Here is a 19,978-nt window from a genome sequence, read left to right as displayed (position 1 = left end):
CGACGGAGATATCGAATATGTCGAAACTCGACACCGTGCTCGTCGATCAATATCGGAACGTTCTTGGTCAATGGCCGGTTGCTGCCGATCACCTCTGGGTCGATACACGAGAGGGCACCACTTTTGTCGTCGCCTGTGGTCCCAGGGATGCGCCCCCGCTCGTCCTCCTGCATGGAGCGCTGACCAATTCGGCAATCTGGATGTTCGATGCCGAACTTTGGTCGCAGTCGTTTCGTGTCTACGCCGTCGACGTGATCGGGGAGCCAGGACTGAGTACAGCTAAACAGCTTCCCTTGGAAGGCGGTAGGTACGCGACGTGGCTCGACGACGTGCTTGCCGGGCTGGATCTGGAAAGCGCCGCCTTTGTCGGCGTTTCTTTCGGAGGGTGGCTTGCTCTGGATTACGCCGTCCGCCGGCCGTCTCGTGTCGATCGTCTCGCGTTGCTTTGTCCGGCGGGAATCGGCCGCCAGAAGCCGTTCTTCCTAAAAGCCTTGCCGCTTCTGTTGCTCGGCTCCTGGGGAAAGGCAAAGGTTCGCGCTATGGTCATGGGCCCGCAGCCGCAAACGTTGGCCGACAGGGCGCGACCTTTGATGGATCTCGTCTCCAGCATTCATTCGAAAGTCCGCCCACGGTCGATTACGATTCCGCTCGTCTCAGATGCAGATCTCAGGAGCCTGAAGATGCCCGCCCTCATCATTGTTGGGGGACGGGATGCTCTTATCCATTCAAGCGAGACCAGGCGGCGGGTGGAGAGCACTATGCCGAACGCGCAACTTCATTATCTGGAACAGGCCTTTCATCACCTCCCCAATCAGCGGGAAACCATCTTCAATTTTCTTCGCGGCAAGCAAATGGGACGCATTCCATGAGCGACGTCATTACAATCCTGGGCAATTTACGCGTATTGTCGTGCGACCCGAACGGTCAGCACATTTCTACAGAGGCTGACGTCAACAGCCTCATCGGAACCGCCTTTGGCGAAAGGGCCGATCTGGTCGCACTACCCGCAGTGCGATTGGCGCAGAATTTCTTCGATCTCCAAACGGGATTTGCGGGGCTGCTCGTTCAGAAATTCGTCAATTACCAACTTCGCCTGGCAGTCCTCGGCGACATTTCAGGTGCATGCGCGCGAAGCAGAGCGCTGAAGGACTTCGTGTATGAATCAAATCAGGGATCGTCGTGCTGGTTTCTGGGCGATCTGGAGGACTTGGGCAGGAAGTTGGTCTGACGTTCCTAAACACCGAACGAGCGTGAACACCTTCTGTCACGCATGTGGAGTTTGCGGTGCTCACTCCTCATAGGCGACTTGGTAATTTCTCCCCGCTCGCTCGATGCGCGCGAAACCGAGCTCACCAAGATGCATTCCGGCGATCAGAAGCCGTTCCGAACTGACAATATCCAGCAGCCTCGATCGTGTCGCTGCGGCGAGATGCGTATCCTGATCGAACGCGATCGACACGTCCGGCCGCGGGATTTGGATCTCTGGGAAATGGACTATGTCGCCCCAGACCAACAGGTTCTGGCCACCGGACTCAAGACGGTAGCCGGTATGTCCTGCCGTATGACCAGGGAGCGGAACTGACGTCATGCCGGGAAGCACGTCTCCGGTCTCGAACATGCGCAACCTGCCACGATAAGCGGCAAACGCCTGACGGGCGAAGATGAAGTTGCCATGGGCACGCTCGGGCGCGCGGCTCAGATTACCGTCATCCTGCCAGAACGCGACTTCCTGTTGAGACACGATGAGCTCGGCATTCGGGAATGCGGCTTCGCCTGAGGAGTCGATCAGGCCGCCGACATGGTCTGGATGGGCGTGCGTCAACAGGATGGCGTGAATGGCAGCAGGTTGGATGCCCGCCTGGGCGAGGTTGTCCTTCAGCCGGCCGCCCCATTGTTTGAAACCGCCCGCGCCGGCATCGATCAGAATCGTGCGACCACGTCCGCGCACCAGATAGCAGTTAATGTGGATAGCGGTGTGATCCAGTATCCCCGCATTCTCCTGCAATTGAGAGGCATCGTTAGCATCGATACTCGAGAGTAGGCCGAAATTGGCGTGGAGATAGCCGTCACTGATGGCGGTGATAGTAAGGTCGCCAATGGTCTGGCTGGGAAATTCGGTCATCGTCATGGTTCGTCTCTGGCGTGAGTTCAGTTGCGTGCGTGGATGCTCGCCGCTTCATAGCCGAAGCAGCGAATGCGCGCGGTCAGATCGGTGCTGCACTGAATGACGTCGTCCAATTCCATCATGAACCGGTCCATCACGGCCGCTGTCCGGAACGGTTCGAGGCGATACTGGATCTCGACAAAGGCCGGATGCCCCCGGCCATGCCGAACGGTGACAAAAATGACATGCACATTCTCCAAGGCCGCCCGAAGGATGCCGGTGCAGAGCGCTGTGCATCGCTCCGTGAGCGCCACGAGCGTCTCTTCCGGCGGCATCCTGTCTTGCGAGATGTAGAGGGTGACATTCGGCATCGGCGTTCACCGCGCGCTTGCGGAGGCGACGTCATCGCCGTTCGTCAATTGCGGCGTCATCGGCGCATAGACGTGAACATCGTCCGGCAGATGTCCGATATCTCCGATCATGTCGCGACCTGCTTTCGCGAGCCAGCGATGTTCCGGGAACTTCTCCATGGCGACCGCGCGCATCGCAAACGGCGTCAGGCCCAATTCGCGCAGCGGCTGAGGGCCTGTTGTGCTCAGCACCAGATATTCGGTTTCGCCGACGGCCGGGGCGCGCTCGATGCCCTCGTACAGGTTCCGGTGCCAATCGGTGATGTGTTGCTGCCAACGGGCGAAATTGCCGCCGCCCTTCTGGCTATATTCTTCGCCGGTCAGAGTATCGAGGCTGTCGATCGAATGGAGAGCGAGGTAGACGGGACAGCCGGCGCTCAACGCTTTGAAACGCTGTGAGGTGTGAAAGCCGCTGACAGAAATCAGGGCGGGCAGCTTATCCAGGTTGTAAAACGCGTTCCATTCCGCTTCGCTGTGCGGATCAGCAAAGCTGCATTCAACCGTATAAATCATCATATCGCCTCCGGCCGCCCGGCCGGCCGCGCAGCGCTTCCGGCTTCGTTTGTAATTGACATTTTGTCATGGTAGAAGGCGAGCGATCCGCTGAATATCGATATTGCATCATCGTTCAATGATCTAATATCAAGCTGGGGTCGGTCTAACACAGATCAAGCCTGCGGAGACCTCCGATGCGCCGTAAAATTCCCAGCAATTCAGCGCTCATGGCGTTCGAGGCATCGGCGCGTCACGGCAGCTTCGCGCGCGCAGCGGACGAGCTGGCACTGACCGAAGGAGCAATCAGCCGCCAGATCGGTCGGCTGGAGGCTTTCCTCGGCGTGACGCTGTTCGAGCGCGTCGGCAATCGCGTCAGGCTTCTGCCAAGCGGGGAACGGTATGCAGCCCAGGTTCGAGAGTCTCTCGACCGGCTGGAACGTGACAGCCAGTATCTGATGGGGCAGCCCAAGGATGGCGCCAGCATCGATATCGCGACAATTCCGACGTTCGCCACGCGATGGCTCATTCCCCGCCTTGGAGGATTTCAAGAGCGCCATCCCAACATCATCGTGCATCTTGCCGAACGAATGGAACCATTTGTGCTCGCCGGAAGCGGTTTCGACGCCGCCATCCATTACGAGCATCCCGCATGGACCGGAATGAGGACGCACCGGTTGCTGCACGAGACGCTGGTGCCTGTCTGTCATCCGGCGCTTCTCGACAAAGGCGCAGACGCGGTGTCGCTCGACCGCCTGCCACGTCTGCACCGTCGCCAGAACCCGGATGCCTGGCAGCGTTATGCGCAGGAAACCGGAATCACGCTGACCAATCCTGCGGTCGGCTCATACTACGACCTCCACATCATGCTGATCGAGGCCGCGATTGCGGGACTTGGCGTTGCGCTGGTGCCGCGCCTCTATGTCGAGACGGAATTGGCGGAAGGTCGTCTGGCCGCACCCTGGCCTGAAGGCCAGTCGATCTCCAAGACCTTCAGCCTGATCCTTCCTGAGCCGATCCGGTTGAGTGACGGTCCGATACAGGCATTTGCGGATTGGCTGCTTTCGGTAGTGCAAACTCTGCCCCGCGCCGGCTGAGCAGGCGGCTTTCCGTTCCGCCATAGAGTCACGCACCTTGCCGAGAAAGGCCGCGACGACGATCTGAGGGCGACTAGATGGGAAGAGTGCGCCGATATCGTTGGTCGCTGTAAAAGCGCTTAGATCGGCAGGGGTTGACTTCAACACGCCGAGGTGAGAAGGAAGCTGCGTATCAGCGCCGCCGGAAAGGCGGCCGAGATCTTTTTGGCGCAACGCCAAAGGAGATCTACATGAAAGACGATACAAGCTCTACGATCATCGGCCGTAAAACAGTTGGCAATGGTCCACAGAAGGTCATCATGCTGCATGACTGGCATGGAGACCACACTTTATATACCCCCATCTTGCCGTACATCGACGGCAATACGTTTCATTACGCCTTCGCTGATCTTCCAGGCTACGGATTGTCTCGCGGTCACGCCGGGCCAGCCAGCATTCAACAGACTGCATCGACTATTATCGCCTTGGCCGATGAACTCGATTGGCCGCGATTCCATATCGTAGGGCATTCCCTGTCCGCGATGATCGCGCAATACCTTGCGGTATTGGTACCAAACCGCATCGTCAGCCTGACTGCTGTCTGTCCGATCCCAGCCAGCGGTTCACTGGCCAGTGACGACGCGCTAGCGTTTTTCGCTTCTACTGCCCGGGACGACGACGCATTTCGCAGGTTGATTGGTTATTTGTCGGGCCAGTTATCGAAGGGGTGGACGGAAGCGAAACGGATTCGGAGCCGCCTTGCCTCCTCGCCCGAGGTGAAGATGCAGTATTTCGGGTTGTTCCGAACGGACTTCTCCCAACGGCTTCTGGGTTCGGCTACAAAAGTCAACCTTATCCTAGGGGACCATGATCCAGGTTTGGATGAGGCGACCGTCGCGCCTCTATTTCGACAATGGTTTGACGATCTGACTGTGGAAACCATTGTTAATTGTGGCCACTACCCAATGGAGGAGGCGCCTCCGTACTTCGCAACTACGCTTGAGCGCCTTCTGATGAAGGGGACGATCGGGTCTCTATGAGCGCCGGCGCGCCCCTTGGATCTCGTGCGGCGCACGCCGAGGGGCGCCGTAGCGGATGCCGGTTGGTCTCTGGGAAGGATATCTGCCTCTTGCAAGCGGTAGCCTTGTTCCTCATGCGCAAGATGCATGTAGAATTGGCGTTGCGCTTCTATGTCGAGATGGAAGCCGTGAAAGGTCGTCTGGTGGCATCCTGGCTCGAAGTTCATTCGATTTCCACGACCTTCAGCCTGTCTCCCAGAGCAGGCCCAGTTGAGTGACGGCCTGATACAGGCTGGCTGCTTTCGGAAGTGGAGACTCCGCCCCGCACCGGCTGAGGTGACGGCTTGCTCGATCGACAGTAGACGTTTCGCTGCCGCTGGCAAGTCGTTCGATTATACGTTTCTCGTAACGATGCGTGCTACGTCGACCAAAACGGCTTCCTGCTCCGCCACTGAGCCACGTGCCTTGCCCAGATAGGCCGCGACGACGATCGGAGGACGATTGGGCGGGAAGAGCACGCCGATATCGTTGGTCGATATTCCTTCCCAGGTCCCGGGTTTGTTCGCGATCCGCCACCCAGCCGGTAAACCAGCCCGCAGGCGTTGTGCGGCCGCATCCCTGGACGCCATCATCCACTCGGTCAGGTGCGCCCGCGACGTCGGCGACAGAGCAGAGCCGAGCACGATGCGTTGCAGTGTGCCCACCATCGCGCGCGGCGAAGTCGTGTCGTGCGTCTCTCCGGACTTGACGATATTGAGAGCCAATTCGGTCTTGTCGATACGGGTCGTTTGATCACCTATTGAGCGCAGATAGGCGGTCAATGCAGAAGGTCCGCCGAAGCTGGCCATCAGTAGATTTGCCGCGGTGCTGTCGCTGACAATTGCTGCCGCTTCGCAGAGCTGCTCAACTGTCATGCCGTCAGTAAGGTGCGGTTTAGTCGCCTTGAAAGGCATAACCAGATCCTTTTCGCCGAAGAAGACTCTTCGGTCCAGCTTCTCTTCTCCGCGATCAACGCGTGCGAGCGTGAACGCGATAGCCAGAGCCTTGAACGTGCTGCACAGAGCGAAGCGTTCATCGAGACGGTTCCCAATTACCTGACCGGTCGCGGTGTCCAGGACCGCCACGCCAAGATGACCACCACTACGGATTTCGAGTTCCCGGAGCCGGTCTTCGACGATGCTTCGGCCGTTATCTGCGCGCGCGCCATGCCCTAACAACCAAGGCAATGCAATGAGTGGGGTCAAAAATGTAGTCCGTCGTGTGAACATCCGAGTCATTTTGCCTTTGCTTCCGCCATATCTTCAAGTTGCTATCTGTCGCGACCCCGTGCGTCAGGTTAATCATCGGGACCGATACTGCTTTTTTAGACCGTTTTTTGACAAGATTGTGGGCGTTTACGTGCATTATTCAGTATGCCCACGTGGATTGCAGTCCACCACTTGGTTCGCGCCGCGCGTTAGTGGCCCGCCACGGCGTGACTTCAAAGAACTTCAGGTTGTGAAATAAAAAAATGTCAGTCATTCACCGTACTTCAGGTGGATGAGCGGATAAGGTTTTCCTTGCCCGTCGAGCGGAGAACGACCGATGTGCTTGAAGCCCATTTTTTCATAGAAGCCGACCGCCTGACTGTTCTGCTCATTGACGTCGGTTGACATTTTAGGATGAAGTGTAAGGCCGTGGCGTACCAGCGCGGCACCAATTCCAGTTCCTCGACATGCGGGATCGACGAACAGCGCCTCCATGTGGCCCTTGTCGATCAGCATGAAGGCTAGCGGATAGTCATTGGCATCCACGGCAAGCCAAAGCGGCGCTTGGGGCAGAAAGCCACGCACCATCTCTTCGATGGAAAGGCGATCCTCCGGCGAGAGAAAGTCATGTGTTGCATCAACCGCGCCACGCCAAATTTCCACTGCGCGGTCGCCCTCGTCAGGACGGGAGCGTCTAATTGTAGTCATTGTGCCTTCCTCATTAATTTGCCGGAAACAAAGGGAGCCACGCAGAGCCCATTGCTCCGTCAGGCATGCCAATCAGCCCGCTGGATCACAACCCTATAGCCATCGGGATCTTCAAAGGTGCGGCCTGAGCGATCCCAATAGGGGTTGAACGCCGGGACGGCTCTGAACCCGGCTCCTTCCATCTTTCGACGGCAACCTGCCATTCTGTAGGGTCCGGAAGGTAGAACACGAGGAGATTGTCTCGTGTCGGCGCGCGACCTGCGGCATGTCCATGCGCCTTCGTGAACTCGAAATGATAAGGTGCGCCTGCATGTCCGAGCATCACGCCGTCGAAACCATCGTGGTCCTCAAATCGATACAAAATTTCCAGCCCGAGGCCGTCTCCATAAAAACGAATAAGCGCTTCTATATCGTCGGTGGGACGGGCGACGCGTAGCTTGGGGAGAGCCATTAGAAGTTTCCAATAATGCTGGCTGGCGACCGGAACAGAAGGCACGCTGCAGCCGTGATTGACAAAAGCCATCTGTGAGGCGACGACGGCTACGCTGCTCGCTACTTTCCGATTTTCGGTCTTCCGGATCAAGTTCGGGACGACACTTCGAGAGCATCGTGGCCACTGCCGATACTGAATGCTATTTCCTGCCCGAACGACAATTCAAGCGTGTTGCCATCCGGGTCAGAGATATACGTCCAGAGGCCGACCGGCGGCCCATCATTGCGCGGGGCAGACCGCAGGATGCCGCGGCGCTCAGCTTCGGCCGCACGGCGCGAGACATCTCCCGGCTTGGCACACGCAATGCCTATGTGACCGAATGGTCCGAGTGGCGTATCATTCAAATTCGTAGATGCAACGAGGACAAGCGCGAACGGGCGCGAGCCATCCGCCATCCACGCGACCTCTTCGATATCGCCGCCTGCGGTTCGGCGATGAATTACCTGAAGATCGGCAAATTCCTGATAGAAGGCGATGCTCTTATCGAGATCGCGCACGACCAGCGCTACGTGGGACAACCCTAGATCTGTTTCGGGCGACCGGATCATGTTCAATTCTCCTTTTCCCTCAATTTGCATCATTGACAGATCGAATGGAAATCGAAGATCTATATAGGAATCATGCGGGATACGAATGATTTCCATCCATCCGATTTGAGTTTGCTGCCGTTTCTCGAGGCGCTGATCGAGGAGCGACATGTCTCGCGCGCAGCATTGCGGCTCAACCGTTCGCAGCCGGCGGTCAGCCACGCTCTGGCGAGGTTAAGGGACATCTTCAACGATCCGCTGCTGGTGAGAGGCGAAGGCGGCCTGCAGCGTAAGCGCGGTCTGGAGGCCGCCTTGCGGCAACGCCAGCGGTGGGGATGTTTATCGCCTTTGACGAGGGCGCTGGCGGTGCGGGAAGTTGTAGGTTCTACGACCAGTCATACGAGCACTCGTATGACTGGTCGGATGGAGGTGGTCGGCCGGATGTCGGGTCGCCGGCGATGGTCGGACGAGGAGAAGCTGGAGATCCTGGCCGAGGCGTTCCGGCCGGGTGTGCGGGTCTGCGACGTCATCGCCCGTCGCGAGGTGTCGAGCAGCCTGATCTACACGTGGCGCAAGCAGTTGCGGGAGGGCAAGCTGGTGTGCGTGGTGCCGTCGTTGCCGGTGTTTGCCGAAGTGCAGGTGGCGGAACCGGTTGTGCCGACATCGCAGCCAGCGCCCTGTTCATCGGGGCTTATCCAGATCGAACTGCCGGGCGGCGTGCGGGTGAATGTCGATGCGGGCGTGGATGCGGACGCGCTTGCACGGGTGTTGTCGGTGCTGCGGTGAACCCGGTGCGGCTGCCGACGCGGGTGTTCCTGGCGTGCGGTGTGACCGACATGCGCAAGGGGTTCGATGGCCTGGCGGTGCTGGTGCAGCAGGTGCTGGCGCAGAACCCGCATGCGGGCGCGCTGTTCGCGTTCCGCGGCAAGCGCGGTCATCTGGTCAAGCTGCTGTGGTTCGATGGCCAGGGGCTTTGTCTGTTCTCCAAGCGGCTCGACCGTGGCCGTTTCGTCTGGCCGGTGACGGCGACCGGCACCGTGACGCTGACGCCGGCGCAATTGTCGATGCTGCTGGAGGGCATCGACTGGCGCCGGCCGGAACGGACGTTCGCGCCGACGTTGGCAGGATGAAAACGGCAGTTTTGCGCCACTTTCCCTCGCTCCCCGACCTGCGATCTGCTATGAAATGCGGGTGCCGGAAGCGTCCGCTCCCCCTGCTGATGCCGCCGCGCGGATCGCCGCGCTGCAAGCCTCGCTCGCCCGGGCGAATGCCGCACTTGCCGCCCGCGACCTGCTCATCGACACCCTGCGCGGACAGATCGCGCGGCTGCGGCGGATGCAGTTCGGTGCCTCGTCCGAGAAGCTCGGCCGCGAGATCGAGCAGCTCGAATTGGCGCTGGAGGAACTGGAAACGGAGCGCGATGCACCTGTGCCCGAGGTGGCCGACAGCGGCGTAGTGGTTCGGCCGATGCCCGTCCGCAGTTTGCCGGGACATCTGCCGCGCGAAGAGGTCGTCCACGAGCCGGCGTCGGGTGCCTGCACCTGCCCGGACTGTGGCGGTGCGTTGCGCCCGCTTGGGGCAGATGCGCACGAGATGCTCGACATCGTGCCGGTGCGCTGGCGCGTCGTGCGCAATGTCCGCCCCAAATACAGCTGCCGGGTATGTGAGAAGATCGTCCAGGCTGCCGCCCCGGTCAGCGCCGTGGCACGCGGCAAGGCCACCTTCGCGACGCTGGCGCACATCGTCGTCTCGAAGTTCGACCACCATCTGCCGCTCTACCGCCAGGCCGAGATGATGGCCGCGCAGGGGCTCGACATCGACCGCTCGACATTGGCGGGCTGGACCGGACAGGCCGCAGCGCTGCTCGACCCCGTCGTCAGCCGCATCCGTGACGCGGTCCTCAAGACCGAAAAGATCCATGCCGACGATACGCCCGTGCCGGTACTCGACCCCGGTCGCGGCAAGACCGCGACCGGGCGGCTGTGGGTGTATGCCGCCGACGACCAGGCGTCCGGCGGCACGGCGCCACGCGCGACCTGGTATCGCTTCACGCCCGACCGCACCGCCGCACATCCCATGTCTCATCTCGCCGGCTTCCGCGGTTTTCTTCAGGCGGATGCCTATGCCGGATACGACGGGCTCTACCGCGGCGGCGTCACCGAGGTCGCCTGCTGGGCGCATTTCCGGCGCAAGGTCTTCGACCTGCACGAGCGCTCGCCCACGCCACTGACCACCGACATCCTCGAACGCATCGGCACCCTTTACGCTGTCGAGGCCGAGGTTCGCGGCCAACCACCCGATGTGCGATGTCGTGCCCGGAAGGAGAAAAGCCGGCCCCTGGTCGACGCCTTGCGTGAGGTGCTCGATGCAGCCTTGCGCCGTTTGTCACCCAAATCCGACATGGCACGGGCCATCGCCTATGGCACCAAGCGCTGGCCGGCGCTGTCGCGCTTCCTCGATGATGGTCGCCTCGAGATCGACAACAATATCGCGGAACGTGCGCTGCGCGGCGTTGCGGTCGGACGCCGCAACTGGCTGTTCGCTGGCTCGCGCGCCGGTGGCGAGCGTGCCGCGGCGATCTACACCGTCATCCAGACCTGCAAGGCGAACGGTGTCGACCCGCAGGCCTATATCGCCGACGTCATCGCCAGGGTCGCGGGCGACTGGCCCGCCAGTCGCTGGGACGAACTCATGCCGTGGAACTGGTCCCCCGAACCTGCCAGACTGGCGGCATGAGCGCCGAGATCATCGCCCGCCTGCATATCGTCCTGGACGACATCGAGCCCGCCATCTGGCGCCGGGTCGACGTGCCGGTCACCGCCAGCTTCAAGATGCTCCACGACATCGTCCAGGCCTCAATGGGCTGGGAAGATTGCCATCTGTGGCATTTCGAGGCCGGCGACCGGCGCTACGGCATCCCCGACCCGATGTGGCCGGAGAGCGGCATGACCGCAGCCAAAAACGTGAAGCTCGCGACGCTCATCGACCGGGGCGTGCGGGAGTTCGTCTACACCTATGACATGGGCGACGACTGGCGGCACACCATCACCGTCGAGACCGTCGGCCACGGCGAACCCGACGTCAAATATCCGTGCTTCATCGACGGGGAAAGGCGCTGTCCGCCCGAGGACGTCGGCGGCTTGCCTGGGTTCGAGATGTTCCTCGATGCCATGGCCGACCCCGGCCACGAAGAACACGACTCCTTACGCGAATGGTATGGAGGCCCCTACAACGCCGACGACATCGACGAACGCTTCACCCGCCGCGCCGTCGCCGCCATCGCCATCCGCCGACACGCCGGCAAACTCGCCTACCAGAAGAGCCGCGCGCAATAACAAGGCGGTCTAGCGCCCACGCTTACCCTGCAGCCAACAGCGCGGGCGCTTCAACTCGCTGAGCCACTGGGTGAGGCCCTTGCGCTGATGCGCTCCATGGTCGCCCAGCCGTCCTTCAACGCGGAGCAGTGCCACCGCCATTTTCGTCTTTCTCTGTCGGACTATGGAGCGGCAATCCTCCTGCCCACCCTGGTATCGCGACTTCGAAAGTCGGCACCGTTGGTGGACCTTTCCATCGTATCATATGGTAGGGAACGCGCGCTTGCCGCGCTGATAGACGGGGAGATTGATCTGGCGGTTGGGGTATATCCCATCCTCAAGCAGGCTGGTCACGCCGACCTCAAAAGTGCACTGCTCTTTGAGGAGACGTTTGCTTGCCTGTTCGATGAATCGAGCGGACGGGGCGTGTTTTCCTTCGATGACTATCTCGCTCGTCCTCATGTGCGCGTTAGTGTTGCGTTGCAAGACGACAGTGAGGTCGACGACGCGCTTGCACGTCTTGGTTACAAGCGCCGCATCACAGTTCAGCTTCCACATTGGTCTGCCGCACCCGACCTTGTCAGGGGAAGCGATCTCGTGCTGACCGCAGCGAAGCGTAGCATTGAGCATCTGGGAAAGAGAGGCCTCCAGTGCAGCGAACTGCCGTTTCAGCTGAGCAGCTTTCCATTCGTCCAGACATGGCATCGACGTCGCGAAAAGGATGCCCCGCATAGATGGCTCCGAGAGGAAATCGCCGCGATAGCCGGTGCCAAGGGGCAGAGGTAGATATCCGGGCAGTCGTCGAGCACCGTGAGCTTGGCAGCAGGGACGTGCTTGGCACCGTTCACCGTGTCGGCAGTTGGTCAACCACGCCTGGATTTTCGATCGTAGCCTTGAGGATGTGCGCGAGATCCTGAGCGGCTTCTGGCAGATGTTCCTGCTTCAACATCCGCAACTCAAGTGGCGGCAGTGCCGGCAAGCAATTGTCCAGCCGGCGTATTCCGGGCGGCACGCCATGGGCTGTGCGTACGGTGACGCCCAATCCAAATCGTAAGGCAGCCCAAACACCGGGCAGGCTGGGCGTCGTAAGGGAAAGGCGCCATCGGACGCCAGCCTCATCAAGCGAGCGAAGTGCAGCCTGCCGGAACAGGCAGGGATGATCAAAGAGCACAAGCGGAAGAGTGCCAGAGACATCACGAAGCGGTTCACTGTCTTCATCTTTGGAAAGCCACAACATCGGCATCGTCGCCAGGAGTTCCCCAGTTCCCGGACGATCCATGCCTGCGAAAGCGAGAGCAAGATCGAGCCGCCCGGACTTTACTTCGTCTTCGAGCGCGTAGTTTCTGCCTGCACGGACCGCGACATGCACGTTCGGTCGTTTCTGGGAAAAGGTCGCGAGAGCACTGGGCATGACGTCCTCGAAGAAATCCTGTGGCAGGCCCAGGCGGATGGTTGGCGGTGCCACCGATGCACCCAACGCCATGGCTGCCTCATCATGCATGGCTACGATCCGACGCGCGTAACTGAGGAGAGTGTCGCCTGCTTCCGTTGGTACCAATCCGCGACCGCGCCGGTGGAACAGGGCATGACCTGCCTGCTCTTCGAGGCGCTTCAGCTGCATACTGACAGCTGACTGCGATCTGCCGAGATGTAGAGCGGCGCGCGCGAAACTCCCGAGGTCGGTGCCCACGATTATCGTACGCAGCGCTTCAATGTCGAACTGTGGCACCATCTACCCGATTCCTTGAAGTTGGAATTCAACCTTATCAAATTTTCGAATTTGTTAGGATGGATTAATCTCCTGAGAAAACAGGAGACACAGGATGAATAAGTCGACGTCGATCGGGTTCATTGGGCTGGGCACAATGGGATTGCCGATGGCTTTAAATCTCGTCCGAGCGGGAACGAAACTGATCGTGTGGAACCGTTCTGCTGAGCGTTGCGGGCCGCTGGTGGAACTCGGCGCGATCGCGGCACCCAGCGCTGCCGAAATATTTGAAAGATCCGAGACGGTTATCCTGATGCTTGCCGACGAGGCTGCCACCGACGCCGTGCTTGGCCGCGGATTACCCGATTTTACCCAACGTGTGGCCGGACGCCGGATCGTCGCGATGGGCACGGTGCGCCCCGGCTACTCATTTGCGTTGGCAAACGAGATCAAGAAGGCAGGCGGGCGCTATGTGGAGGCACCAGTCTCGGGGTCGCGCAAGCCTGCGGAGGCCGGTGAACTTGTGGGGATGCTGGCGGGGGAGAAAGAGGACCTGGCCGAGATACGGCCTATACTCGAACCGCTTTGTCGGGAAGTCTTCGATTGTGGCCCGGCACCCAACGCTCTGCGCATGAAGCTCGCGGTTAACGTGTTTCTGATCACCATGGTAACCGGGCTCGCCGAGGCGGCGCATTTTGCCGAGCGGCACGGTCTCGATCTAAACCGTTTCATCACCATTCTTGACGCCGGCCCGATGGCGAGCGACGTGTCGCGGATCAAGGCTGCGAAGGTGGTACGTCGAGATTTCGAGCGTCAGGCAGGGATTTCCGACGTTCTGAAGAACAGCCGGCTCGTCATTGAAGCCGCCCGGGAGGCAGCCATAGCCTCGCCTCAGATGGACGCCTGCTTCACGCTCTACGCAGAGACGGAAGCCTTGGGCCTTGGCGGCGACGATATGATCGCTGTGGTCCGAGCAATCGAAGAGCGAACCACAGCGATTTCGCTAGCGAAAAGCGCCGAGAGCAAGGCGTGAATGAAGATCGGATGGACGTGCCAGACCTCACGTTTGATCTTCGGTACCTTCGCTGCGCTATCGCGGCCGCCGCGCACGGTAGTTTTCGGCAGACGGCACTTGCGCTGGATACATCACAATCCACGGTAACGCGCCGTATCCAACTTCTCGAACACCGCTTGGGTTTCACGCTTTTCGTTCGAGATAGACGAGGGGTTCGGTTAACACATGCGGGCGATAATTTCCTCAAAGAGGCAGCGCCTGGAATCGATCAACTTCGTCGTGCCGTCCGTTTGGGTTCATCAAAGGGTGAATTGCATACCAGCATGCTGCGTATCGGTATTCTTGCTTCCCTGGCTGCGGGATTCCTGCATCTCGCGCTCAAGGAAGTGAGACGGCGGCATCCGAGGATTAAGATCATATTGCACGAAGGAACTGCAGAGAACAATCTGGACCGGTTGACGAAAGGAGACTTGGATATCGTCTTCGTTGCGGGACTGCCTCAGTTGCCCCGCCATAAGAGCGAAATCTTATGGCGAGAGCGCATTTTTGCTGTGCTACCTGATTCTCATTCTCTGGCGATTAAGTCGGAACTCTCTTGGGAGGACATTCGCTCGGAGACGTTCATCCTCAGCAGTAATGGCTCAGGCCCAGATGTCCTTGATCTTCTCGTCCGAAAAATCGGGCAGATGGGGTTCAGGCCCAGAATCGAGGTACATCATGTTGCCCGGGAAAATCTCATAAATCTGGTGGCTATGGGCTACGGAGCAACCGTGACCAGCGCGTCAGCTCTTGGGTTGTCGGTCAAAGGCGCAGTTTTTCGGCCAATCGCTCACGACACCGAGGATGTGCCGTGGAGTGCCGTGTGGTCAGAAGCCGAAGAAAACCCTGCTGTTTTCGGATTTCTGGAGATTGTACGATCTATTGCTGCTGTTGAGCATTGCGCGCCTGAGCCTTTCGCGCCTTCGCAAATCCCCGATCCGACGCGATGAAGCGCTCCAGCATGGGGACGATGAGCCGGACGGGATCGGCAGTGGCGTGCCCGGCCTCTCTGGCGAGGATGTCGGCATAGGCCGCGAGATCGCGGTGCAAATCGGCGGGCAGTTCCAGCGTCACCTTGACCGGCTTGTCGTCGGCGATGGGACCGAGTTTCAGCTTGGACATTTCAACCTCTGTAGGGTTCGAGTACGAGATCGCGGGTGACGAGCACGCGGACGGGGAAGCCCAGACCGATGGTGAGCGTCGGGGCGATATCGAGCTGGCGGCCGACGACCTGCCGGCCCACCTGGCTGATGCTGTCGGACGCACCCTGACGCAGCGCGCGGGCGATCTCGCTTTCGTCGCTCGAAGACCCCATCTGGCTCCCGATCGACAGCAGGGTGGAGAGAGCGGCCGCCTTGAACAGCTCGCCCCAATGGTAGTCGACGCCATCCTGAAGGCCGGCATAACCTTCGGCGTCCGCGCCCGGCTGGCGTTCCAGCACGATCGAACGGCCATTCGGGAAGATCAGCCGGTTCCAGACGAGCAGGATGCGCTTCTGGCCGAAGCCAACGCCGTTGTCGTATTGGCCAACGACGCGCGTTCCCTGTGGGATCAACAGGATCTTGCCTGTCGGACTGTCGTAGATGTTCTCAGTGACCTGCGCGGTGATCTGGCCGGGCAGATCGGAACGGATGCCGGTGATCAGGGCTGCGGCAATGACCGCCCCCGCCTGAAGCACGTTGGCTGATGCGGGTGCGGCGACCCGATCAGGCGAGACGGTGCGCTTGTCGGGCGCGGCGTCGAGGAACGCCTGTTGGCGCTGCTGGGCCGAGGGGGTTGCCGGCTGGGGCGCAAGGCCAAGGCCAGCGAGGTCCGTGGATGGCGTGGCAGTCGCGGTGGGCGACATGGCGGTGCTATTGGTCGCGGGTCGGGTCTCGGTCGTGGCAAAAAGCTTGGCGAGCCGCGCTGCTTCCAGTTCCTGGGCGCGGCGCTGTTCCTCCGGACTGGGGCCGGATGGCACGGGCGTGGTGATCCCCGGTGCGGGAATCGGCTGGCCGCCATTCTGCGCATTGAGGATCGGACGGCCGAGATCGCCGGGCAACGGCGGCCCGAGCTTCGGCACGCCCGAATAATCCTTCGGCAGACCGTTGATGCCGTCCGGCGTCGAGCGATTGTCGGTGGAATAGAGTTCCTGCCCCTGGCCGCCATTGCGGGTTTGGAGCGCGTAATAGAGCGCGCCGCTGATCGCGAGGCTCCCGGCAGCGCCGAGACCGATCAGCACCTTGCGCGACAGGCGAGTGACGCGCGGCGGTTCGGGGCGCAGCCGCATCGGCGCAACCGGCTCGCCAGTAAGCTCGCGTTCCGCGCCTTCTTCTTTGTCAGCATTGATCGGGCCGCCGCTCATGACGCGGGCCTCCCGTCGGTACGGCTGATGCGGACGCGCTTCTGGTTTTTGTCAGCCCCGAAGCGCAGTTCGGCGGCCGCGAACAGCCGGTCGACGATCATGTAGTTGCCGCGCACGCGGTAGTTCACCAGTTCGGAGGTCGCCCCCTCGGGGCCGACGACGAACAAAGGTGGCATCTCGCCCTGCGCGATGCCACGCGGGAACTCGATGAACACCTGCCGGCCGTCGTCGAAGGCGCGGAGCGGTCTCCACGGAGCGCGGTCGCCCGTGACCTGGTAGCGGAAATTGACCTTCGACAGATCAACGCCGCTGGCGACCGGCTGCACGGCTTCCGCTTGGCTGTTCTGGCGGCGGAGCGCGATGAGCTGGTCTTGCGGATATTGCCAGGAGACCGACGCCATATAGGTCTTCTCGGTGGAACGCAGTTCCATATGATAGGTGCGCCGGTCGGTGTTGATGACGAGATTGGTCGTCAGCTCCGCCCGCGTTGGCTTCACCAGGATATGGGCCTGTTTGCCCGAACCCGTGCCGCTCTCGGTATCGCCGATGATCCAACGCACGGTGTCGCCGGCTGCGACGGGACCGGAGCCGACGAGCTGCTCGCCGGGCTGGAGACCGATATCGGTGATCTGCCCCGGTGCGGCATAGACCTGATAGAGCGCGCCATCGACGAAGGGATAGACCTGCATCGCATTGATGAAGCCGTTGCGCACCGGCTGCATCCGGGCGGCGGCATTGGCCTGATTGACGCGGACGGTCGGATCGGCGGCCTCGGGCACGGGCTTGCCGTCCTTCCCGACCGGCTTCAACTGGCCGGGAAGCGGCAGCGGCTTGGGCAGACTGACGACGGTGACGGGTGCCGGAGGATCGACTGTCTGTACGGCCGGGGCCGCGTCATCATAGGAGATCTCGGGTGGCGGTACACGTCCGGCGCAGCCAGCGAGCGCCGACGTGCAAAACAGGATCAGCGGGAACGCGGCTTTACGGAAAGCCGGCCTCCCGGTTTTGCGAGAGGCAGGCGTCATTGTCCAAGCTCCTTCGACCAGTTGATGGCGTTGATGTAGATTCCGAGCGGGTTCTTCCTGAGCGTGTCGGCATCGCGCGGCGGCTGGACGGCGACGGTGAGAATGGCGGACCAGCGCTCGGTGCTGGCGAGCGACCCGTCCTGATAGCGGCGCTCGATCCAGGCGACGCGGAAGCTCGACGGTGAGGCCCGGATGACCGACGATACCTCGACCGCAACCTGGCTCTTGCCGACCTTGCCGAAGGGGTCGTTGGCGCGGGCATAGTCGTTAAGCGCCAGCGCGCCGCCCTGCGTGGTGAAGTCATAGGCGCGCAGCCAGTTCTGCCGCACGATGATGGCATCGGCCGGTATCGAGCGGACTTGCTCGACGAAGCGCGCGAGGTAGAACGCGATCTGCGCGTCGTTGGGATGATAGTCGGCGGTCGCAGGTGCGACGGCCTGTGCCTGGCCGAGCTTGTCGACCTGCACCACCCACGGCACGATCGAGCCGCTGAGCGATTGCCAAACCAGCGCGGCCGACAGACCGGCAGAAAGCGCCAGCGAGCCGAAGGCCATCAGCCGCCAGTTCTTCGCCTGCACGCGGGCTGAACCGATGCGGTCGTCCCAGACCTGGGCGGCGCGCTGATATGGGGTCTCGGGTTGGGGTGATTTGCCGTAATGCGCGGCGGGTCTTCTGAACATGGATCAGTCGCTTTCGGAGAGGTTGACGGAGGAGCCACCGCCGTGGGCATCGCCGGATTTGACGGCGTGCGCGGCGGCCTGGACGGCGTGCGACATTTTCTGAGAGCGCTGCATCTTCCTGGCCCAGGCGGGCGGGCTGCCAGCGGCGGGAGCGGAAGAGGATGCGGTCGGAGCGGCTTCGCCCTCGGCGTCACCGCCGCCCATGCCGCCAATCGTGCCGCCTGTTGATGAGCTGCCGGATACCTCGAACGCCGCGCGCGCGCCGGACTGGTAGCTGGACTTCATACTGTCGGCGGCGCGCCCTGCCGCCTTCTTCAAGGGCGAAAAGGCAGCCTGCGCGCCAGTGCTGGCGACATTGCCGAGACCGGAGGACACGGCAGATGCGCCGGATTGGCCAGCAGCGCCAAGGCTGTAGGCTGTGGATGCGCCGCCCGCGAGCGCGGCCCCGCCGCGCGCGGCTGCGGCAGCACCGCCAACGAGGGATGCGCCGCCGGATGCCACCGCGCCGATGGCCGCTCCGCCGGCCGCAACCATACCGCCTGTGGCAAGCCCGGTTCCGATCGCAGCACCCGCGCCGAGCTGCGGGCCGCCGGAAACAAGACCGTTGGCGATACCGGGGCCGAAGATGCCGAGACCGAGAAGCGACAGGGCCGCCAGCACGATTGCCATGGCGTCGTCGATCGAGGGCGTTGCGCCGTTGAAGCCGCGCGTAAACTCGGAAAACAGCGTCGAGCCGATGCCTATGATGACGGCCAGAACCAATACCTTGATGCCGGAGGATATAACGTTGCCGAGCACCCGCTCGGCCATGAAGGCGGACTTGCCGAACAGGCCGAAGGGGATCAGGACGAAACCGGCCAGCGTCGTAAGCTTGAACTCGATCAGCGTCACGAAGAGCTGGATGGCGAGAATGAAGAAGGCGAGCAGCACCAGCGCCCAGGCGAAGAAGATGCAAGCGATCTGGATGAAGTTCTCGAAGAAGGACCAGTAGCCCATCATTCCAGAGATGGAGTCGAGCAGCGGATGACCGGCATCGAGCCCGGTCTGCGCGACCTTGCCGGGGCGCATGAGATCGGAAACGGAGAAGCCCGTACCACTGGCCTTCAGGCCGAGACCGGCAAAACTCTCGAAGATGATGCGGGCGAGATTGTTCCAGTTGCCGATGATCCAGGCGAAGACGCCGACGAACAACGTCTTCTTGACGAGGCGGGCTATGATGTCCTCGTCGGCACCCATCGACCAGAAGAGCGCCGCCAGCGTCACGTCGATGACGATCAGCGTGGTGGCGATGAATGCCACCTCGGGCTTAAGCAAACCAAAGCCGCTGTCGATATAGCGAGTGAAGACGTCGAGGAAATGATCGATCACGCCGGTGCCTTGCATGTCAGCGCGCTCCTTCGTCGGGAGACGCGAGCGGCCTGGAAGATTCTGGCTGCGTCACCTTCGCCGCCGAGCCAGCGGAGGCAGGTGTGTTCGGGAATAGTGTCGTCGGCGCGGATGATGCCGATGGCCCGACTGGTTCGCGCTGACCAAGGAAGCGGCGGCGCGCTTGTGCCCACGCCTTCAGGCAGGATGGATCGCGTGGCCCCGCTTCGCCGATGCTGCTGCACCGTGCCAGCTCCGCATCGAGTGGATCTCGCTCCGGTATGGGTTGCGCCTGTACCGGGACATTGCCTTGCGGATCGTCATGGCGGTTCATCTCGATCGCCGTCGCGACGCTGGCGAGGGCGACGAAGGCGACAGCGCCGATGCGCGCGATTGCTTTACCGTCCATCGC

The 19,978-nt window shown here is 61.4% G+C and carries 25 protein-coding genes and 1 pseudogene; 11 read left to right on the top strand and 15 right to left on the bottom strand.

The window, feature by feature from the left end; translation table 11 throughout:
• Positions 1-17 precede the first annotated feature (17 nt).
• Both MRBLMA1_RS17615 and MRBLMA1_RS17610 read left to right on the top strand, forming a co-directional pair.
• The gene (locus MRBLMA1_RS17615) at positions 18-869 is read left to right on the top strand and encodes an alpha/beta fold hydrolase (RefSeq protein ID WP_023288335.1); all 852 of its coding nucleotides are present in this window, start codon (positions 18-20) and stop codon (positions 867-869) included.
• Positions 866-1,228: a DUF4180 domain-containing protein gene (locus MRBLMA1_RS17610; protein WP_023288336.1), complete on the top strand. Its 363-nt coding sequence runs from the start codon at positions 866-868 to the stop codon at positions 1,226-1,228. Before MRBLMA1_RS17615 ends, MRBLMA1_RS17610 begins: the two co-directional genes overlap by 4 nt.
• Before the next feature lie 60 nt (positions 1,229-1,288).
• Here MRBLMA1_RS17610 and MRBLMA1_RS17605 read toward each other — a convergent pair whose 3' ends face one another.
• From MRBLMA1_RS17605 to MRBLMA1_RS17595, 3 genes are read right to left on the bottom strand one after another with little or no spacing between them, the layout of a single operon-like run.
• Entirely contained in the window at positions 1,289-2,128 is an 840-nt protein-coding gene (locus tag MRBLMA1_RS17605; RefSeq protein WP_363738519.1) for an MBL fold metallo-hydrolase, read from the bottom strand.
• Positions 2,129-2,148: 20 nt separating this feature from the next.
• Positions 2,149-2,439 (bottom strand): hypothetical protein, encoded by a 291-nt coding sequence (locus MRBLMA1_RS17600; protein WP_363738517.1) that lies wholly within the window; start codon positions 2,437-2,439, stop codon positions 2,149-2,151.
• Between the two features lie 42 nt (positions 2,440-2,481).
• Positions 2,482-3,030 carry a hypothetical protein gene (locus MRBLMA1_RS17595; protein ID WP_363738515.1) on the bottom strand — a complete coding sequence of 183 codons (549 nt, stop codon included), beginning with the start codon at positions 3,028-3,030 and terminating at the stop codon, positions 2,482-2,484.
• A gap of 173 nt (positions 3,031-3,203) precedes the next feature.
• On the opposite strand from MRBLMA1_RS17595, the gene MRBLMA1_RS17590 reads away from it, so the two are divergent.
• A complete protein-coding gene (locus tag MRBLMA1_RS17590) occupies positions 3,204-4,103 on the top strand; it encodes a LysR substrate-binding domain-containing protein (protein WP_363738514.1) in 900 nt (299 codons plus the stop codon).
• 230 nt (positions 4,104-4,333) lie between these two features.
• Complete coding sequence (locus MRBLMA1_RS17585; protein ID WP_112948876.1) at positions 4,334-5,122, top strand: alpha/beta fold hydrolase; 789 nt, start codon at positions 4,334-4,336, stop codon at positions 5,120-5,122.
• A 371-nt stretch (positions 5,123-5,493) separates the two neighbouring features.
• Here MRBLMA1_RS17585 and bla read toward each other — a convergent pair whose 3' ends face one another.
• The 5 genes and pseudogenes from bla to MRBLMA1_RS17565 form a co-directional block, all read right to left on the bottom strand.
• A complete protein-coding gene (gene bla / locus MRBLMA1_RS17580) occupies positions 5,494-6,378 on the bottom strand; it encodes a class A beta-lactamase (protein ID WP_112296154.1) in 885 nt (294 codons plus the stop codon).
• A gap of 240 nt (positions 6,379-6,618) precedes the next feature.
• Positions 6,619-7,056, bottom strand: a complete 438-nt coding sequence (locus tag MRBLMA1_RS17575; RefSeq protein WP_363738512.1) for an acetyltransferase — start codon at positions 7,054-7,056, stop codon at positions 6,619-6,621.
• A 59-nt stretch (positions 7,057-7,115) separates the two neighbouring features.
• Positions 7,116-7,238 (bottom strand): hypothetical protein, encoded by a 123-nt coding sequence (locus MRBLMA1_RS22330; protein ID WP_414714774.1) that lies wholly within the window; start codon positions 7,236-7,238, stop codon positions 7,116-7,118.
• Positions 7,229-7,507 (bottom strand): annotated as a pseudogene (locus MRBLMA1_RS22325) (VOC family protein); the annotation flags it as partial. The gene MRBLMA1_RS22330 and the pseudogene MRBLMA1_RS22325, both read right to left, overlap by 10 nt.
• Before the next feature lie 128 nt (positions 7,508-7,635).
• A complete protein-coding gene (locus MRBLMA1_RS17565; protein WP_363738508.1) occupies positions 7,636-8,193 on the bottom strand; it encodes a VOC family protein in 558 nt (185 codons plus the stop codon).
• Between MRBLMA1_RS17565 and tnpA the strand changes: the two genes are divergently transcribed.
• From tnpA to MRBLMA1_RS17540, 5 genes are all read left to right on the top strand, one after another.
• The gene (tnpA, locus tag MRBLMA1_RS17560) at positions 8,170-8,862 is read left to right on the top strand and encodes an IS66-like element accessory protein TnpA (protein WP_363738506.1); all 693 of its coding nucleotides are present in this window, start codon (positions 8,170-8,172) and stop codon (positions 8,860-8,862) included. The two genes, MRBLMA1_RS17565 and tnpA, sit on opposite strands and share 24 nt — an antisense overlap.
• Entirely contained in the window at positions 8,859-9,206 is a 348-nt protein-coding gene (gene tnpB / locus MRBLMA1_RS17555) for an IS66 family insertion sequence element accessory protein TnpB (protein WP_363738505.1), read from the top strand. Before tnpA ends, tnpB begins: the two co-directional genes overlap by 4 nt.
• A gap of 55 nt (positions 9,207-9,261) precedes the next feature.
• Positions 9,262-10,812: an IS66 family transposase gene (gene tnpC, locus MRBLMA1_RS17550; protein ID WP_363738503.1), complete on the top strand. Its 1,551-nt coding sequence runs from the start codon at positions 9,262-9,264 to the stop codon at positions 10,810-10,812.
• Complete coding sequence (locus MRBLMA1_RS17545) at positions 10,809-11,411, top strand: plasmid pRiA4b ORF-3 family protein (RefSeq protein WP_363738501.1); 603 nt, start codon at positions 10,809-10,811, stop codon at positions 11,409-11,411. Before tnpC ends, MRBLMA1_RS17545 begins: the two co-directional genes overlap by 4 nt.
• Before the next feature lie 87 nt (positions 11,412-11,498).
• The gene (locus MRBLMA1_RS17540; RefSeq protein WP_363738499.1) at positions 11,499-12,176 is read left to right on the top strand and encodes a LysR substrate-binding domain-containing protein; all 678 of its coding nucleotides are present in this window, start codon (positions 11,499-11,501) and stop codon (positions 12,174-12,176) included.
• A 58-nt stretch (positions 12,177-12,234) separates the two neighbouring features.
• Here MRBLMA1_RS17540 and MRBLMA1_RS17535 read toward each other — a convergent pair whose 3' ends face one another.
• Positions 12,235-13,122, bottom strand: a complete 888-nt coding sequence (locus MRBLMA1_RS17535; RefSeq protein ID WP_363738498.1) for a LysR substrate-binding domain-containing protein — start codon at positions 13,120-13,122, stop codon at positions 12,235-12,237.
• Positions 13,123-13,213: 91 nt separating this feature from the next.
• On the opposite strand from MRBLMA1_RS17535, the gene MRBLMA1_RS17530 reads away from it, so the two are divergent.
• Together MRBLMA1_RS17530 and MRBLMA1_RS17525 are read left to right on the top strand one after the other, a co-directional pair.
• Positions 13,214-14,131, top strand: a complete 918-nt coding sequence (locus tag MRBLMA1_RS17530; RefSeq protein ID WP_363738496.1) for an NAD(P)-dependent oxidoreductase — start codon at positions 13,214-13,216, stop codon at positions 14,129-14,131.
• An 11-nt stretch (positions 14,132-14,142) separates the two neighbouring features.
• The gene (locus MRBLMA1_RS17525; RefSeq protein ID WP_363738495.1) at positions 14,143-15,102 is read left to right on the top strand and encodes a LysR family transcriptional regulator; all 960 of its coding nucleotides are present in this window, start codon (positions 14,143-14,145) and stop codon (positions 15,100-15,102) included.
• Here MRBLMA1_RS17525 and MRBLMA1_RS17520 read toward each other — a convergent pair.
• The 6 genes from MRBLMA1_RS17520 to trbK-alt all read right to left on the bottom strand — a co-directional run bounded on the left by MRBLMA1_RS17520 (position 15,032) and on the right by trbK-alt (position 19,975).
• Positions 15,032-15,274: a DUF2274 domain-containing protein gene (locus tag MRBLMA1_RS17520; RefSeq protein ID WP_363738494.1), complete on the bottom strand. Its 243-nt coding sequence runs from the start codon at positions 15,272-15,274 to the stop codon at positions 15,032-15,034. The genes MRBLMA1_RS17525 and MRBLMA1_RS17520 overlap by 71 nt on opposite strands.
• 1 nt (position 15,275) lies before the next feature.
• Complete coding sequence (locus tag MRBLMA1_RS17515) at positions 15,276-16,421, bottom strand: TrbI/VirB10 family protein (RefSeq protein WP_363738949.1); 1,146 nt, start codon at positions 16,419-16,421, stop codon at positions 15,276-15,278.
• 71 nt (positions 16,422-16,492) lie between these two features.
• Positions 16,493-17,521 carry a P-type conjugative transfer protein TrbG gene (gene trbG / locus MRBLMA1_RS17510; protein ID WP_363738493.1) on the bottom strand — a complete coding sequence of 343 codons (1,029 nt, stop codon included), beginning with the start codon at positions 17,519-17,521 and terminating at the stop codon, positions 16,493-16,495.
• Positions 17,518-18,201 (bottom strand): conjugal transfer protein TrbF, encoded by a 684-nt coding sequence (gene trbF / locus MRBLMA1_RS17505; protein ID WP_363738491.1) that lies wholly within the window; start codon positions 18,199-18,201, stop codon positions 17,518-17,520. Before trbF ends, trbG begins: the two co-directional genes overlap by 4 nt.
• A 3-nt stretch (positions 18,202-18,204) precedes the next feature.
• Entirely contained in the window at positions 18,205-19,584 is a 1,380-nt protein-coding gene (trbL, locus tag MRBLMA1_RS17500; RefSeq protein ID WP_363738490.1) for a P-type conjugative transfer protein TrbL, read from the bottom strand.
• A gap of 1 nt (position 19,585) precedes the next feature.
• Positions 19,586-19,975, bottom strand: coding sequence for a putative entry exclusion protein TrbK-alt (gene trbK-alt, locus MRBLMA1_RS17495; protein WP_363738489.1), 390 nt, complete (start codon positions 19,973-19,975; stop codon positions 19,586-19,588).
• Between the last annotated feature and the right edge of the window lie 3 nt (positions 19,976-19,978).

This window comes from Sphingobium sp. LMA1-1-1.1 (genome assembly GCF_040676365.1).
Classification (GTDB): domain Bacteria; phylum Pseudomonadota; class Alphaproteobacteria; order Sphingomonadales; family Sphingomonadaceae; genus Sphingobium.
This window is presented reverse-complemented; position numbering and strand designations above follow the sequence as displayed.